Annotated in this window: 15 protein-coding genes; 5 read left to right on the forward strand and 10 right to left on the reverse strand. The window is 72.4% G+C overall.

The annotated features are described in order from the left end of the window. The first annotated feature begins 278 nt into the window (after positions 1 to 278). A complete protein-coding gene (locus tag V8J39_RS01195; protein ID WP_336459042.1) occupies positions 279 to 1,904 on the forward strand; it encodes a Na/Pi cotransporter family protein in 1,626 nt (541 codons plus the stop codon). Positions 1,905 to 2,131: 227 nt separating this feature from the next. Here the strand turns inward: V8J39_RS01195 and V8J39_RS01200 are convergent, their stop codons facing one another. Together V8J39_RS01200 and V8J39_RS01205 are read right to left on the reverse strand one after the other, a co-directional pair. Then, a complete protein-coding gene (locus V8J39_RS01200) occupies positions 2,132 to 2,503 on the reverse strand; it encodes an SUF system Fe-S cluster assembly protein (protein ID WP_336459043.1) in 372 nt (123 codons plus the stop codon). Between the two features lie 64 nt (positions 2,504 to 2,567). Beyond that, complete coding sequence (locus V8J39_RS01205) at positions 2,568 to 2,993, reverse strand: winged helix-turn-helix transcriptional regulator (protein ID WP_336459044.1); 426 nt, start codon at positions 2,991 to 2,993, stop codon at positions 2,568 to 2,570. Positions 2,994 to 3,110: 117 nt separating this feature from the next. Between V8J39_RS01205 and V8J39_RS01210 the strand changes: the two genes are divergently transcribed. After that, positions 3,111 to 3,971 (forward strand): NAD(P)H-binding protein, encoded by an 861-nt coding sequence (locus V8J39_RS01210; protein WP_336459045.1) that lies wholly within the window; start codon positions 3,111 to 3,113, stop codon positions 3,969 to 3,971. 30 nt (positions 3,972 to 4,001) lie between these two features. On the opposite strand, the gene V8J39_RS01215 is transcribed toward V8J39_RS01210, so the two are convergent. From V8J39_RS01215 to pyrC, 8 genes are all read right to left on the reverse strand, one after another. Then, a complete protein-coding gene (locus V8J39_RS01215) occupies positions 4,002 to 4,487 on the reverse strand; it encodes a paraquat-inducible protein A (protein WP_442902538.1) in 486 nt (161 codons plus the stop codon). Between the two features lie 275 nt (positions 4,488 to 4,762). Then, complete coding sequence (locus V8J39_RS01220) at positions 4,763 to 5,509, reverse strand: ABC transporter ATP-binding protein (RefSeq protein WP_336459046.1); 747 nt, start codon at positions 5,507 to 5,509, stop codon at positions 4,763 to 4,765. Next, positions 5,506 to 6,294, reverse strand: coding sequence for an MlaE family ABC transporter permease (locus V8J39_RS01225; protein ID WP_336459047.1), 789 nt, complete (start codon positions 6,292 to 6,294; stop codon positions 5,506 to 5,508). The genes V8J39_RS01220 and V8J39_RS01225 overlap by 4 nt, the downstream gene beginning before the upstream one ends. Then, entirely contained in the window at positions 6,291 to 7,340 is a 1,050-nt protein-coding gene (alr, locus tag V8J39_RS01230; protein WP_336459048.1) for an alanine racemase, read from the reverse strand. Before alr ends, V8J39_RS01225 begins: the two co-directional genes overlap by 4 nt. Positions 7,341 to 7,406: 66 nt before the next feature. Then, positions 7,407 to 9,296, reverse strand: a complete 1,890-nt coding sequence (locus V8J39_RS01235) for a phosphatidylglycerol lysyltransferase domain-containing protein (RefSeq protein WP_336459049.1) — start codon at positions 9,294 to 9,296, stop codon at positions 7,407 to 7,409. A 162-nt stretch (positions 9,297 to 9,458) separates the two neighbouring features. Continuing rightward, entirely contained in the window at positions 9,459 to 10,970 is a 1,512-nt protein-coding gene (locus tag V8J39_RS01240; RefSeq protein WP_336459050.1) for a replicative DNA helicase, read from the reverse strand. A gap of 506 nt (positions 10,971 to 11,476) precedes the next feature. Continuing rightward, a complete protein-coding gene (locus V8J39_RS01245) occupies positions 11,477 to 12,154 on the reverse strand; it encodes an orotate phosphoribosyltransferase (RefSeq protein WP_336459051.1) in 678 nt (225 codons plus the stop codon). A 122-nt stretch (positions 12,155 to 12,276) separates the two neighbouring features. Next, entirely contained in the window at positions 12,277 to 13,317 is a 1,041-nt protein-coding gene (gene pyrC / locus V8J39_RS01250) for a dihydroorotase (RefSeq protein ID WP_336459052.1), read from the reverse strand. A 220-nt stretch (positions 13,318 to 13,537) separates the two neighbouring features. Between pyrC and V8J39_RS01255 the strand changes: the two genes are divergently transcribed. From V8J39_RS01255 to V8J39_RS01265, 3 genes are all read left to right on the forward strand, one after another. Then, the gene (locus V8J39_RS01255) at positions 13,538 to 14,458 is read left to right on the forward strand and encodes an urease accessory protein UreD (protein ID WP_336460165.1); all 921 of its coding nucleotides are present in this window, start codon (positions 13,538 to 13,540) and stop codon (positions 14,456 to 14,458) included. 72 nt (positions 14,459 to 14,530) lie between these two features. Further along, positions 14,531 to 14,833: an urease subunit gamma gene (locus tag V8J39_RS01260; protein WP_336459053.1), complete on the forward strand. Its 303-nt coding sequence runs from the start codon at positions 14,531 to 14,533 to the stop codon at positions 14,831 to 14,833. A gap of 43 nt (positions 14,834 to 14,876) precedes the next feature. Further along, positions 14,877 to 15,491 (forward strand): HupE/UreJ family protein, encoded by a 615-nt coding sequence (locus tag V8J39_RS01265; protein WP_336459054.1) that lies wholly within the window; start codon positions 14,877 to 14,879, stop codon positions 15,489 to 15,491. The last annotated feature ends 5 nt before the right edge of the window (positions 15,492 to 15,496 follow it).

The raw sequence follows: 15,496 nt of genomic DNA on the forward strand, positions 1-15,496 counted from the left end.
CATAAGCTCCCTCGGAACCAGGCCAAGCTGACAGGAAATGGATTGCGTGCCAACAAAATTGCTGGTGTCGCAGCATATGGCGCCGCGCGTGTGGACAATCGGCGGGCGCGCCGGCGACTGCGCCGGTGGCGACGCACAGTCCGGCGCCGGCCCACACCCGCGCGACACCCCGCGCCGGTTCCGGCCCGGGCCCTGCGGCGCGGCTGCGCCGGCCGCACCGACGCCGGGCTTGCATTCCGCGCGAAACGGTCCAGCCTGAAGCAAAACGGAGGGTACGGATGGCTTCGCTGGTGGTGGCCTGCCAGATCGCGGGCGCGGTGGCGCTGCTGCTGTTCGGCATCGGCCTCGTGCGCGAGGGGCTGGGCCAGGCGCTCGGCCTGCGGCTGCAGGTGGTGCTGGGCCTTGGCACGCGCACCGGGCCGCGCGCGTTCCTGTCGGGGCTGGTGGCGACGCTGGGGCTGCAATCCTCGACCGCGACCGCGCTGATGGCCAGCGGCTTCGTCGAGCGCGGGATGATCCGGCCGCGCATGGCGCAGGTCGCGCTGCTGGGCGCGAATGTCGGTACCGCGCTGACCGCCTGGGCGATCGCGAGCGGGCTCGAGGCGCTGGCGCCGGTGCTGCTGCTGTCGGGCTATGTGCTGATCCGCCGGGCCGGGGTGGTCTGGGCGGGCGTCGGGCGGGCGCTGGTCGGGGTCGGGCTGATGCTGCTGTCGCTGGCGCTGCTGGGGCAGGCGACGCAGCCGCTGCGCACGGCGCCCGAGCTTGCGGCCTTCCTCGGGCTGCTCGACGCGGCCTGGCCGGTGGCGCTGGTCTTTTCGGCCGCGATCGCCGCGCTCTGCGCCTCGTCGCTGGCGGCGGTGCTGCTGGTGGCCTCGCTCGCGGTGCCGCCGGGGCTGGCGGTGGTGCTGGTGCTGGGGGCGAACCTCGGCGGCGCGCTGCCCGCGGTGCTGGCCACCGCCGGCGCCGGGGCCGAGGCGCGGCGGCTGACCTGGGGCAATCTCGCGGTGCGCGCGGCCGGCTGCGCGGTGGCGCTGCCCTTGGCCGGCCCGCTCGGCGCGGCGCTGGCCGGGCTGCCCTCGGGCGGCAGCCTCGCGGTCGAGGCGCATCTCGCCTTCAACCTGGGCCTGGCCGCGGTGATCTGGCCGGCGCTCGGCCCGGTCGCGGCGGCGGTCGCGCGGGCGATCCCGGCCGATCCGGCCCGCGCCGACGACCGCCCGCGCTGGCTGGACGAGGACGCGCTGCAGACCCCGGCGCTGGCGCTGGCGGGCGCCGGGCGCGAGGCGCTGGCGATCGGCGACACGGTCGAGCGGATGCTGATCCAGACCCGCACCGCCTTCCTGTCCGACGACGCCGCGCCGCTGGCCGAGGTGACCGAGCTTGAGACCCGCATCGACCGCCGCCAGCAGGAGGTGAAGGCCTATCTCACCCGGCTTGGCCGCGACGCGGGCGAGGCCGAGCGGCGGCGCACGATCGCGATCCTCGACTATGTCATCAACCTCGAGCATATCGGCGACATCATCGACAAGGGGCTCGCGCCCGAGTTGCGCAAGAAGATCGGCCTCGGGCTGCGGTTCTCGGACGAGGGGCGCGAGGAGCTTGACCGGATGTTCCTGATCAGCCTCGAGACGCTGAAGATGGCGCAGAGCGTGTTCCTGCAGGGCGACCGCGATCTCGCGCGGCGGCTGATGGAACTGAAGGTCGACATCCGCAAGCTGGAGCGCCAGTCGGCGCAGCGCCACCTGATCCGCCTGCGCGAGGGGCAGGAGACCAGCCTCGACAGCTCGTCGCTGCATCTCGACATCCTGCGCGACCTGAAGCGGATCACGGCGCACATGGTCGCCGTCGCGCACCCGATCCTCGATCAGGAGGGTCTGCTGACCGAAAGCCGGCTGCGGCAGGGCTGACCGGCCCGGCGCCGCCCGGGGCCGTCCGGCGCCCTCGTGGACCTGTCGTGACGGGCGGGGCAGGCGGCCCGAGCGGGGTCGCGCGCCTTCAGCGCAACAGTGCCCCCGTGGGTATCCAGCCGGGTCGCCGATGGGCGCGGCGCACCGATCCACGGGCGGATCGGTCGCGGGCGTCCCGGCGGCGGGACGCCGAAATCACATCAAGTCGGGCTTGGTTGAAGTCGGGCTTACATGAAGCCGAGTTCCAGCCGCGCCTCGTCGGACATCATGTCCATGCCCCACTGCGGCTCCCACACGAGGTTCACCGCGACGTCCTTGACGCCGTCGAGCGGCGCCACCGCGTCCTGCACCCAGCCCGGCATCTCGCCGGCGACCGGGCAGCCGGGGGCGGTCAGCGTCATCGTGATGCCGACCTCGTTCTCGGGGGTGATCTCGACGGTGTAGACAAGGCCCAGATCGTAGATGTTCACCGGGATCTCGGGGTCGTAGACGGTGCGGCAGGCCTCGACCACGCTGTCATACAGCGGATGGTCGGTCGTCGAGGGCTTGATGAGCGGCGTGCCTTCGAGCGGAAGGGAGTCGCTGGCGGGGCTGGTCATCGGCGGTGCCTCGTTGCGGATGTTGACGGATTATATAGGGAAAGGCGGGGCGGGAATAAAGCCCTCAAGCCCCGTCGCGACGCGGCCCCGGTGCCGAATCCGGGACGGATGCCGATCCCGATCCCGATCCCGCCGGCGGCGCCTGCAGCCGCGGCAGGTTCGCCTCGACCCAGTCGGTCAGGGCCACCATCCGCTCTGCCGCCTCCTGGCCCAGCGGCGTCAGGGCATAGTCGACATGCGGCGGCACCACGGGGTGCTGGCGGCGCTCGACGATGCCGCAGCCCTCCAGCTCTTGCAGCGTCTGCGCCAGCATCCGCTCGGAAATGCCGCCGATGCGCCGGCGCAGCCCCGAGAACCGCTGCCGCCCCTCGGTCAGGGCGACGATCACGATCACCCCCCACCGGCTCGCCAGGCAGCGCAGCACCTGCCGCGACGGGCAGTCGGCGGCGAAGACATCGGCCAGGGGCGGGGTGCCGGACGGGCTGTGCATCGGGGGCGACCTCCTGTGCCGGGATGCGGGATACTTACGAAGTCGTGCGTACTTACGATCCGTAAGTTCAGCGCCTAGGTTGGCCGCGTCAAGGACATTCGACCAATGGAGGCGAAGATGATCGGTGTGACAGGGGCGAGCGGCCAACTGGGCCGGCTGGTGCTGGCGGCGCTGGAGACGGCGGGCAAGTCGGCCGAGGTGGTGGCGATCGTGCGCGATCCGGCCCGGGTTTCGGCGGGCGCGGTGACGGTGCGCAAGGGCGACTATGCCGATGTCGCGGGGCTGACCGCGGCCTTCGCGGGGATCGACACGCTGCTGCTGATCTCGGGCAACGAGATCGGCCAGCGCAGTGCGCAGCACCGCAACGCGATCGCGGCGGCGAAGGCCGCGGGGGTGACGCGCATCGTCTACACCAGCCTGCTGCGGGCCGACCGCTCGACCCTCTCGCTCGCGCCCGAGCATCTGGAGACCGAGGCGATGCTGAAGGCCTCGGGGCTGGCCTTCACCATCCTGCGCAACGGCTGGTACACCGAGAACTACACCGGCCAGATCGGCGGCGTGCTGGCGGGCGGCGGCGTGATCGGCGCGGCCGGCGCGGGCCGGATCAACTCGGCCCCGCGCGCCGATTACGCGGCGGCGGCCGTCGCGGTGCTGACCGGCGCCGGCCATGACGGCAAGACCTACGAGCTTGCGGGGGACGAGGGCTGGACGCTGGCCGACTATGCCGCCGCGATCGCGGCCGCGACGGGGCGCGACATCGCCTATCACGACCTTCCGGTGGCCGATTATGCCGCCAAGCTCGAGGGGTTCGGCCTGCCGGCCCCGGTCGCGCAGATGCTCGCGGGCTGGGAAGGCGAGATCGCGAAGGGCGTGCTCGCCTCGGACGACCGCAGCCTGTCGGCGCTGATCGGCCGCCCGACGGTGCCGATGGCCGAGACGCTGCGCCATGCGCTTGCGGCCGAGGGCGCGCTGGCCTGAGGCCCGCGCCCAAGGGGGCGCTTCGGCCCCTCAGGCGGGGGTGCCGGCCCCCGCCGCCTGCCGCCGCGCGACCAGCGCCGCGACCAGGATCGAGACCAGCGTGCAGGCGGTGAACAGCCAGAAGCCCCAGGCGATCTCGATCCGGCCGACGCCGACCCCCTTGGCGATCACCACGTAAAGCGCCACGAGGAAGATGTCGGCCATCGCCAGCCGGCCCAGCCAGCCCAGCGGCGCCGCGAGCGCCGCGGGCAGCCGCCCGGTCAGCTGCAGGTACAGCCCCGCGAGCTTCAGCCACGGCGCGACCACGGCGAACAGCCCGACCAGCGCCGCCAGCACCGGCGTGTCGTGCCACAGCGTCACCAGCCCCGAGACGACCGAGATCTCGGACAGGCCGAAGACCGGCAGCAGGCCCGCGCGCAGCAGCGGCGCGGTCCAGGCCAGCGGGTAGAGCCCGGCCAGCAGCAGCACCGCCAGCCGCAGCAGCAGGGTCGGGACAGGGGAGGCGGGACGCGTCACGCGGGGCAGGCCGTTTCATGGCGACGCCACGGCGCCTTCGCCGCAACCCTGCGGGCCCGGGCGGCGGGGGTCAAGCCCCGGCCGTAGAGCGGCCGCAAGCCCGTGACAGCCGCCATGCGGGCCTCCCCGCAGCCCCGGCGCTGCGCGCAGGAGAGGGGGCTGTCCCGTGCAATCACGCCGCGCGCTGCGGCCGAAGCGGACGGTCCGCCGCTGCGGTCGAAGCGGACGGACCGCCGCTGCGGGCGGGGAGAGGACGGGCGGGTGCCGGGGCGCGGTCAGCGCACGGATTCGATCGGGCCCTCGGCGCGGCCGTGGATGAACTGCTGCACGTAAGGGTCCGGCGTCGCGTCCATTTCCGCGACACTTCCCGTCCAGCGGATCTGGCCCGCATGCAGCATCGCCACCTTGTCGGCAATGGTGCGCACGCTGGTCATGTCATGGGTGATCGTCATCGTGGTCGCGCCCATCTCGGTCACGATCTCGCGGATCAGCTCGTTGATCACGCCCGACATGATCGGGTCGAGACCCGTCGTCGGCTCGTCAAAGAAGATGATCTCGGGTTCGGCGGCGATGGCGCGGGCGAGGCCCACGCGCTTTTGCATCCCGCCCGACAGCTCGGCCGGGAACTGGTCGGCCACCTCGGGCTTCAGGCCCACGCGGCGCAGCTTCTCGACCGCGACCTCGCGCGCCTCGGCCTTGCCCATCTTCTTCGGCCCGCGGATCAGCCGGAAGGCGACGTTCTGCCAGACGGTCAGGCTGTCGAACAGCGCCCCGCCCTGGAACAGCATCCCGAACCGGTCGAGGAACGCCTCGCGCGAGACGCGGGCCACGTCCTCGCCGCCGACGCGGATCGTGCCGCTGTCGGGGCGGATCAGGCCCAGGATGCACTTCAGCGTCACCGACTTGCCCGTGCCCGAGCCGCCGATGATCACCATGCTCTCGCCCTTGGGCACGCGCAGCGTCACGCCGTCGAGCACGCGCTTGGGCCCGAAGGCCTTCGACAGGTTTTCAAGCTCGATCATGACGAGAAGAACGCCTCGGTCAGCAGGTAGTTCGAGGCCAGGATCAGCACCGAGGCCATGACCACGGCCGCCTTGGTCGCCGCGCCCACGCCCTGCGCGCCGCGGCCCGAGTTCATGCCGTGGTAGCAGCCGACGCTGGCGACGATGAAGCCGAAGACCGCGCCCTTCACCAGACCCGAGCCGACGTCCCAGAACTGCAGGAAATCGATCGTGTTCTTGAGATAGGTGGCCGAGTTGAAGTCGAGCCGGGTGATGCCCAGAAGGTACCCGCCCATGATCCCGATCGAGTCGCCCACGCCCACCAGCAGCGGCATGCACAGCGTCGCCGCCAGCACCCGCGGCACCGTCAGGTACTTCATCGGGTTGGTGGACAGCGTCACCAGCGCGTCGACCTGTTCGGTCACCTTCATCGTGCCGATTTCCGCGGCGATCGACGAGGCGACGCGCGCCGCGACCATCAGCCCGCCCAGCACCGGCCCCAGTTCGCGCGTCATGCCGATCGCGACGATCTGCGGCACCACCGCCTCGGCCGAGAAGCGCGAGCCGCCGGCATAGATCTGCAGCGCCAGCGCGGCGCCGGTGAAGACCGCGGTCATGCCGACCACGGGCAGCGACAGCCAGCCGATCTGCAGGCAGGCGGTCAGGAACTCGCGCCAGTAGAACGGCGGGCGCAGCAGGTGCGACACGGTCTCGGCCGCGAACAGGCCGAAGCGGCCGATCCCGGCCAGCGCCCCGATCACCGAGCGGCCCAGCAGGGCCAGCGGATGGGTCAGCACCGCGCTCATGCCGCGCCTCCGTGGTAGACGCGGCGGTAGCGGGGGCTGAGGCCGGTGAGAATTTCATAGCCGATGGTGCCCGCGACGGCGGCAAGGTCGTCGGCGGACTGCTTCTCGCCCAGCATGTCGAGATGGGTGGGCGTGTCGGCCAGGTGGGTGACGTCGACCGTGATCAGGTCCATCGAGACCCGGCCGAGGATCGGGCAGGGCACCAGCCCCTGCCACAGGTGCGCGCGCCCCGAGAGGCTGCGCAGCAGCCCGTCGGCATAGCCGGCCGAGACCGTCGCGACCAGCATCGAGCTTTCGGCGATGAAGGTGTTGGAATAGCCCACCGTCTCGCCGGCGTGGATCTCGCGGATCTGGATCACCGGCAGCGACAGGCGCAGCGGCTTGCGGCCCTGGTCGAACGGCGCGCAGCCGTGCAGGCCGATGCCGGGGCGCACCAGCTCGAAATGGAACTCGGGGCCAAGCAGGATGCCGCCCGTGGCCGAGAGCGAGCGCGGAACGCCGGTGTCTTCGGTCAGGCGCATGAACTCCTCGCACTGGAAGATGTTCATCGGGTGCTGCGGCTCGTCGGAACAGGCGAGGTGCGACATCAAAAGCGTCGGCCCGGCCTCGAGCACGATGCCCGCGGCGGCCTCCCATTCGGCCGCCTCGAGCCCGAGCCGGTTCATCCCGGTGTCGAGCTGGATGCCGAAGGGCGCGCCCGGCAGCGCCTCGAAATGCAGGGTCAGCTGGTCGAGCGAGTTCAGCATCGGCACCAGCTGGGCGCCGCCGATCGCCTCGGCATCGCCCGCCATGTGGCCCGCGAAGACCGAGATCGTCGGCCCGGGGCCCAGCGCGCGGCGCAGCTCGGCGCCCTCGTCCGCGGTGGCGGTGAAGAAGTTGCGTACCCCCGCGCCGGCAAGGGCGCGGGCGACTTGACCGGCGCCGAGCCCGTAGGCATCGGCCTTGACCACGGCGCCGGTCTCGACGGCGGCGCTGCTCATACGGTCAAGGGCGCGCCAGTTGGCGATGACGGCATCGAGGTCGATATGCAGATCGGGCTTGGCCATGCGGGCTTTCTCGACATGGGGCAGGGGAAGGTCAAGCGGAAACGGCGCGGGGCCCCAGGCGGGGTCTCAGGCGGGGGTGGCGGCGGCCCCCCGGTCCGGGTCGGCAGGGGGGGCGGCAGGGGGATCGGCGGGGGGATCCAGCGGCGTCGCCTCGGGGCCGGGCTCGGGTTCGGTCGCGGCCCGACGCGGGCGCGAGATCAGCAGCGCCACGTCCACCAGCGCCCGCGCCGCCGACAGCCCGCCGGGGCAGGTCATGTAGAAGGGCGACCAGACCGGGCCGAACTTCTGCTTGTAGCGGCGCAGCCCGTCGAAGCTGTAGAACTCGTCGCCCCGGCGGTAGACCAGCGTGCCGATCCGCGCCCAGACCGGCGCCAGCGGGTGGTCGGGCAGCCCCGAGAGCGGCGCGCCGCCCAGCGAGAACCAGCGGAACCCGCGCGCCTTGGCATGCAGGATCGCCTCGCACATGAACGCCTCCATCAGCACCGGCGAGGCGCCGCCGACATGGCGCATCAGGTCCACCGCCATCTCGTTGCCCTCGCCCGAGGCCCAGAGGTTCGCGAAGGCGACGATCCGCCCCTCCTGCCGCATCACCGCCATGTCGAAATGCGCGAGGTACTGCGCGTCGAAGGCGCCGAGCGAGAACCCCTTTTCCTTGCCCGTGCGCTCGGCCAGCCAGGCGTCCGAGACCGGGCGCAGCGCCTCGATCAGCGCGGGCACCTGCGCCGCGGGGACCACCTCGAAGGACAGCCCGTCGCGCTCGGCGCGCTTGCGGGCATAGCGCAGGTCCTTGCGCGCCGGCCCCTCCATCGCGAAGGCCGGCAGGTCGATGCGCGCCACCTCGCCGATCTTCAGGATCGAATGGCCCAGCTCCAACAGCTTCTCGATCCGCGCGAAGGGCAGCGAGTAGAAGACGGGCCGCATCCGGGCGCGGTCGGCCATCTCGACGAAGCGCCACATCAGCCGCTCGCCCGCGGCCTCGTCGCCCACCGGCCCGCCGAGGCAGACCCAGCTGCGCCCCGAGATGCCGTACATCAGGAACGCGCTCTCGTCCTCGGCCACGAGGAAGCGCTTGTCGCCCAGCAGCGCCACCTGCCGGGCGCTGTCGGGGCTTGCCGCCACCAGCCGGCGCACGGCGGGCGGCACCGGGTGGGCGCGCGGGCGGGTGGGGGCGGGGCGGTTGACCAGCCCGTCAAGCGCGATCGCCGCCGTCGCCACCGCAAGCGCGAGCGAGGCGCGCAGGCTGCGCGGCGCATCGCCGGCCCAGGCGAAGGTCCAGAAATCCTCGGTCACGAAGGCATGGTTGTGAAAGCCGGTGATGCCCAGCAGGATCACCGCGACCACGATCAGCACGATCGCCAGCACCCAGCCGCGGCTGGGGCGGAAGTCGCGCCACTCGCCCTTGCGGTAGAAGGCGCCGCGCGCCAGCGTCAGCCCCAGCGCGATCGCGGCCAGCACCAGCGCCGCCTCCCAGCGCAGGCCTTTCATCAGCGCGAAGCCCGCCCCCGCCAGCAGCACCGCCGTCGCCACGATCCGCGCCTTGGCCATCCGCAGCGCCAGCCCGCGCGCCAGCACGATCAGCGCCAGCCCGGTGAGCGAGGCGAAGAGATGCGACGCCTCGGCGAAGGGCAGCGGCAGCGTGTCGCGCAGGATCGCCTTGCGCCAGAAGCTTTCGGCGCCGGTGCCCTGCAGCAGCAGGTCGAGCCCGCCCAGGAACACCATCGCCGCCAGCAGGACCGGCGCGAAGGGCCGAAGCGCCACCGCCGCCTCGATCGCCGGGGCCGCCAGGTCGGCCAGGCGTTCGGGAAGTTCTGCAAGCCGTGCCCGGATCGGCCTGCCGGGGGCGCGGTGCGCGGCCTCGGCCTCGGCCGCGGCATCCATCTGCGCCTCCTCGGCGCTGGCGGGCGGGGCCGGCTTGCGGCCGCCCTGGCGCGGGAGGATGGGCGTCGGGTCGGTCATCGCGCGGGCCTTCCGCTCGGGGAACTGGTCTGTGGGCCGATCTCCTGACCGGTCCGGGGGCCCATCCGGGGCCGGTCCGGGGCGCGGTCGGGACGGATCGGGATCCGGCGCGCCCGGCATGGCGGGCGCGCCCGGTGCCGTCAAGTCACGAGCCGGTCAGCCTCAATAGCCGGGATCGTGGTCGGGCCCGTCCTGCCAGGGCCGCACGAGGTTGCCAAAGCGGGTGAAGCGGCCCTCGAACGACAGCTCGACCGTGCCGATCGGCCCGTGGCGCTGCTTGCCCAGGATCACCTCGGCCTTGCCGTGCACCCGCTCCATCGTCTCCTGCCACTTGGCCATGGCCTCGAGGTTGTCCTCGCCGGGCTTCTCGCGTTCCTTGTAGTACTCGTCGCGGTAGACGAACATCACCACGTCGGCGTCCTGCTCGATCGACCCCGATTCCCGCAGGTCCGACAGCTGCGGGCGCTTGTCCTCGCGGCTTTCGACCGTCCGGCTCAGCTGCGACAGCGCGACGACCGGGATGTTCAGCTCCTTCGCGATCGCCTTCAGGCCCATCGAGATCTCGCCGATCTCCTGCACCCGGTTGTCGCCCTTGCCGGTGCCGCGCAGCAGCTGCAGGTAGTCGACGAAGATCACGTCCAGCCCGTGCGTGCGCTTGAGCCTGCGGCAGCGCGCGGCCACCTGGCTGATCGGCAGCGCCGGGGTGTCGTCGATGTAGAGCGGGCAGTTCTGCAGCGTCTTCGCCGCCTCGACGAAGCGGCGGAACTCGGCCTCGGTCATGTCGCCGCGGCGGATCTGTTCCGAGGGCACCTCGGAGGCTTCCGACAGCACCCGCGCCGCCAGCTGCTCGGCCGACATCTCGAGGCTGAAGAACCCCACGACCCCGCCCTCGACCGCGCCCTCGACCCCGTCGTGGCGCATGCCGCGCTTGTAGGCCTTGGCGATGTTGAAGGCGATGTTGGTCGCGAGCGAGGTCTTGCCCATCGACGGGCGCCCGGCGAGGATCAGAAGGTCGGACGGGTGCAGCCCGCCCAGCTTCTTGTCGAGGTCGATCAGCCCGGTCGACACGCCCGAAAGCCCGCCGTCGCGCTGGTAGGCCGCGTTGGCCGAGTTCACGGCTTCCGTCACCGCCTTGAGGAAGCTCACGAAGCCCTTCTCGGCCGTGCCCTGTTCCGACAGCTGGTACAGCCGCTGCTCGGCCTGGACGATCTGCTCCTTGGGCTCGTTGTCGACCTCGACCTTGCTGGCCTTGGCCGAGATGTCGCGGCCCAGCTGGATCAGCTCGCGCCGCACGGCGAGGTCGTAGATCATCTGCGCGTAGTCGCGCGCGGCATAGGCCGAGATCGCGGCCCCGGCGAGCCGCGCGAGATAGGCGGGACCGCCCAGGGTCTTCAGCCCCTCGTCCTCTTCCAGGAAGCCCTTGATCGTCACCGGCGAGGCCAGCGCGTTCTTGCGGATCCGCGCCTCGCAGATCTCGTAGATCCGCCGGTGGACCGGTTCGAAGAAATGGTCGGCCTTCACCACGTTCGCGACGCGGTCGTAGACGTCGTTGTTGGTCAGCAGCGTGCCCAGAAGCTGCTGCTCGGCCTCGATGTTGTGCGGCAGCTCCGCGGTCTCGGCCGCATCGGCCGCCGCCTCCGGGTGCTGGTCCCGGATCGCTCTCAACTCGCTCATGTTCCCGTCCTGCCGTCGTTTCGGCCGGCCCGCGTCTTGGCGCGCGTCCCGGCCTGCCCCGATCGCCTGCTCACCCGGCCCCCGCCAGAGCCACGGGATATGCCGTGGTCGCGGGCTTCGTTCAATCTTCATATCTCTGTGGACAGCTGCCGCAGACTCGGTCGCCCGCAGCATTGCGCCCCGCCAGATATCGTAGCATGGCGCCGCCGCCCCGCAAAACCTTCGATTCCCGGTGGGGACAGTTTCCGCGCCGCGGCGTCACGCCGCGAGTCGTCCACAATCCATCCCCAGATCCATCCCCCGTGACGCAGCGGCTCGGCCATCCGCCGCCGACCCGGCGGCGGGGGGCCGCCGCCCGCCGTGCCGCGGCCGCGACCCGCCCCGCCGACCCTGCGCGACGCCTGCGGCGAGGCCCGCCTGCACGGGGCCGACCCGGGGCCGGCCCGCGGGCAGGCGCTGCCGGCGCGGAGCTTTCCGAAGACCGGGGCCGCCGGCACCGGCCGGTGTCAGCCCTTGCGGGCCTCCTGCCACGCGCGCGGCGCATGCAGGAAGGCCTCGACATCGTCGAGGGTCCTCGTGTCGAAGGCGGCGGTGGCCTTGGCCTCGGCCAGCACGTCCCACCAGGTGCACAGGTGGTGCAGCGTCACGCCATGCGCGGCAAGGTTCGGCACCGTCTCGGGGTAGATGCCGTAGTAGAAGATGACGGCGGTGTCGGCGCAGCGCGCCCCGGTCTCGCGGATCGCGTCGACGAAATTCAGCTTCGAGCCGCCGTCGGTGGTCAGGTCCTCGACCAGCAGCACGCGCTGGCCCTCGGTCATCGTGCCCTCGATGCGCGCGCCGCGGCCATGGCCCTTGGGCTTCTTGCGCACATAGGTCATCGGCAGCGCCATGCGCTCGGCCACCAGCGCCGCCCAGGGAATGCCCGCCGTCTCGCCGCCGGCGATGTTGTCGAAGGCCTCGAAGCCCGCGTCGCGCATCACGGTGACGGTCAGGAAATCCATCATCGTCGAGCGGATGCGCGGGTACGAGATCGGCTTGCGGCAGTCGATGTAGGTCGGCGAGGGCAGGCCCGAGGTCAGGGTGAACGGCGTCTCGGCGTTGAAGTGCACCGCCTTGATCTCGAGCAGCATCCGCGCGGTCAGGCGCGCGATCTCGTCCTTGGCGGGGTAGCTGGAGGGGATCATCGGGTCACTCCTTGAGTGGGATTTCGACTTTGCTCAAATATCCCCGCCGGAGGCATCAGGTGGCAGGGCCGGGAGCCTCCGGCGGGGATATTTTTGCAAAGTCGAAAACGCAATCCGTTTCGTCAGTCGACCGCCCAGTGGACAGGGTAGCCGGGGTCGAAGACGGTGACGGTCTCGTCGCCCGCGGGGATCGACGCGGGGAAGGTGACCGGCGCGGCGTGCTTCGTCATCGTGATCCGCGCCTCGTTCGGGGGCAGGCGGTAGAAGGCCGGCCCGTTGAGCGAGGCGAAGGCCTCGAGCCGGCCCAGCGCGCCGTCCTCTTCGAAGACATGGGCCAGGAGGCTCATGGTGTTGGTGGCGGTGAAGCAGCCGGCGCAGCCGCAGGCATGTTCCTTCAGCCGGTCGGGATGCGGCGCCGAGTCGGTGCCGAGGAAGAAGCGCGCATCGCCGGAGGTGGCGGCGGCGCGCAGCGCCAGGCGGTGCTCCTCGCGCTTGGCGACGGGCAGGCAGTAGTAGTGCGGCTTGATGCCGCCGACGAGGATGTGGTTGCGGTTGATGATCAGGTGGTGCGTCGTGATCGTCGCGGCGAGATCCGCGCCGCCGGCGCGCGCGTACTCGACGCCCTGCTTCGTGGTGATGTGCTCCATCACCACCCGCAGGCCCGGGGTGGTGCGGCGCAGCGGGTCGAGCACGGTGTCGATGAACACCGCCTCGCGGTCGAAGATGTCGACCTCGGGCGTGGTGACCTCGCCGTGGATGCACAGCGGGATCCCGCGCTCGGCCATCAGCTCGAGCACGCCGCGGACCTTGTCGAAGTCGCGCACGCCGCCGTGGGAATTGGTCGTGGCCCCGGCCGGGTAGAGCTTGAGCGCCGTGATCAGCCCCGCCTCGTGCGCCGCGGCCACGTCGGCCGGGTCGGTGCCCTCGGTCAGGTAGAGCGTCATCAGCGGCGTGAAGTCCATGCCGGCGGGCAGGGCGGCCAGGATGCGGTCGCGGTAGGCGGTGGCGTCGGCGGCGGTGACCACCGGCGGCACGAGGTTGGGCATGATGATCGCGCGGGCGAAGTGGCGCGCGGTCTCGGGCAGGACGGCTTGCAGCATCGCGCCGTCGCGCAGGTGCAGGTGCCAGTCGTCGGGGCGGCGGAGCGTGAGGGTCTGGGTCATGGCCCCGGGCTATAGCCGATCGGGCGCGCGAATCCAGACGTTTCCGCAGCCGTGCCGATGCGCCCGGATGCCTGCGAAACGGGCATCGCGCCATCGCGGCGGGGAAAGATCGCGGGGCGGGGCTTGGACTTGCGCCCCGGGCGGCGCATAGACTGGGGGCATGTACGACGAACCCACCGATACCGTGGCGAACCCGGGGGCGACCCCGGCGGCGACCCCGATGCCGAACCCGGCGCCGATCTCGACCGCTGCCGCGCCTGCCGCCGCACCTGCCGCCGCTGGCCGGATGCAGCGCGCCGAGGGTCGGGCCCGGGTGACGCTGGCGGCGGGCACCGCGGGCCGGATGCGGCTGGGCACCCTGTCGCAGGCGGGATCGGCCAAGGCCTTCCTGCCGAAGGTGCACGGGCCGGTGCCCGAGGTGGTCTTCCTCAACACCGCGGGCGGGCTCACCGGCGGCGACCGGCTGGCCTATGCGCTCGACCTCGGGGCCGGGGCGCGGGCCGTGGCCACCACCCAGACCGCCGAGCGGGCCTATGCCGCCGGCAGCGACGCCGCCCGGTCCGAGTCCGGCCGCGCCGATGGCGCCGCGCGCGCGGTGATGGAGGTGCGCCTGACGCTGGGCACCGGCGCCGCGCTCGACTGGCTGCCGCAGGAGACCATTCTTTACGAGGGCGCGGGCCTGACCCGCGTCACCCGCGCCGACATGGCGCCGGGCGCGCGGCTTCTGATGGCCGAGGCGCTGGTGCTTGGCCGGCAGGCGATGGGCGAGACGGTGGCGCGGCTGCGGCTGTCGGACCGGCGCGAGGTCTGGCGCGGCGGCGTGCCGCAGTTCATCGACCCCTTCGCGCTGACCGATGCCGCGCTCGACCGGCCCGGTGCCGGGCCGCGCTTCGCGCTTCTGGGCGGCGCGCGGGCGCTTGCGACCGTGGCGTTTCTCGCCGATGGTGCCGAGGCCGCCGCCGGGCCGCTGCGCGCGGCGCTGTCGGGGCTCGAGGGGGCGGAAGCCGCGGTCTCGGGCTGGGACGGGCGCTGCCTCGTGCGGCTGCGCGCGCCCGACGGGCTGGGGCTGCGCCGGGCGCTGGCGCTGGTGCTGGGGCGGCTGCGCGACGGCGCGGCGCTGCCGCGCGTCTGGCAGATGTAGGGCCCCGCCGGGGGCCGCTAGGGACAAGACCCCGGCCCGGGCGCCGGGGGCAGGGTGAAGGACGAAGACCGCATGAACCTGACGCCACGGGAAAAGGACAAGCTGCTGGTGAGCCTTGCCGCGATGGTCGCGCGCGGGCGGCTCGAGCGCGGGGTGAAGCTCAACCACCCCGAGGCGATCGCGCTGATCACCGATTTCGTGGTCGAGGGCGCGCGCGCCGGCCGCACCGTCGCCGACCTGATGGAGGCGGGCGCCCATGTCGTCACCGCCGAACAGTGCATGGCGGGCATCCCCGAGATGATCCACGACGTGCAGGTCGAGGCGACCTTCCCCGACGGCACCAAGCTGGTGACCGTGCACCACCCGATCCGCTGACCGCCCTCCGGACCCTTCACACCGACCGCTGAAAGGCTGCCCCATGAAGCTTCGCTCCCTTCTTCTTCCCGCGCTGGCCGCTGCTGTGACGCCGACGCTCGCGCTCGCGCATCCGGGTCATGATGCGGGCACAATCGCAGGCTCGGTCGCGGGCGGCATCGCCCACCCGCTCGGCGGTGCCGATCACCTGCTGGCGATGGTCGCGGTCGGGCTTTATGCCGCGCAGGCCCATGTCCGGGCCGGGGCAACGGCCGATGGCCGCATGCTCTGGGCCGCGCCCGCCACCTTCGTCGGCGCGATGCTGGCCGGGGGCGCCATCGGCTTCGCCGGCCTCGCCCTGCCGGGCGTCGAGCCCGCGATCCTTGCCTCGGTGATCGTGCTGGGCGCCGTGGTGGCGCTGGCGGCGCGGGTGCCGGCGGCGCTGGCGCTGCCGGTGATCGCGCTCTTCGGGATCGCGCATGGCGTCGCCCATGGCGCCGAGGGCCCGGCGACCGGCCTTGCCGCCTATGCCGCGGGCTTCGCGCTGGCGACGCTCGCGCTGCACGGTGCGGGCATCGCGCTGGGCCTCGGGCTGTCGCGCGCGGCCTCGGGCCGGCTGCCGCGGATCCTGGGGGCGCTGACGCTCGCGGGTGGCGCCGCGCTTGGCCTTGCCGGCTGAGGAGG

The sequence above is a fragment of the Frigidibacter sp. MR17.24 genome (assembly GCF_037095655.1).
Classification (GTDB): Bacteria; Pseudomonadota; Alphaproteobacteria; order Rhodobacterales; family Rhodobacteraceae; genus Frigidibacter.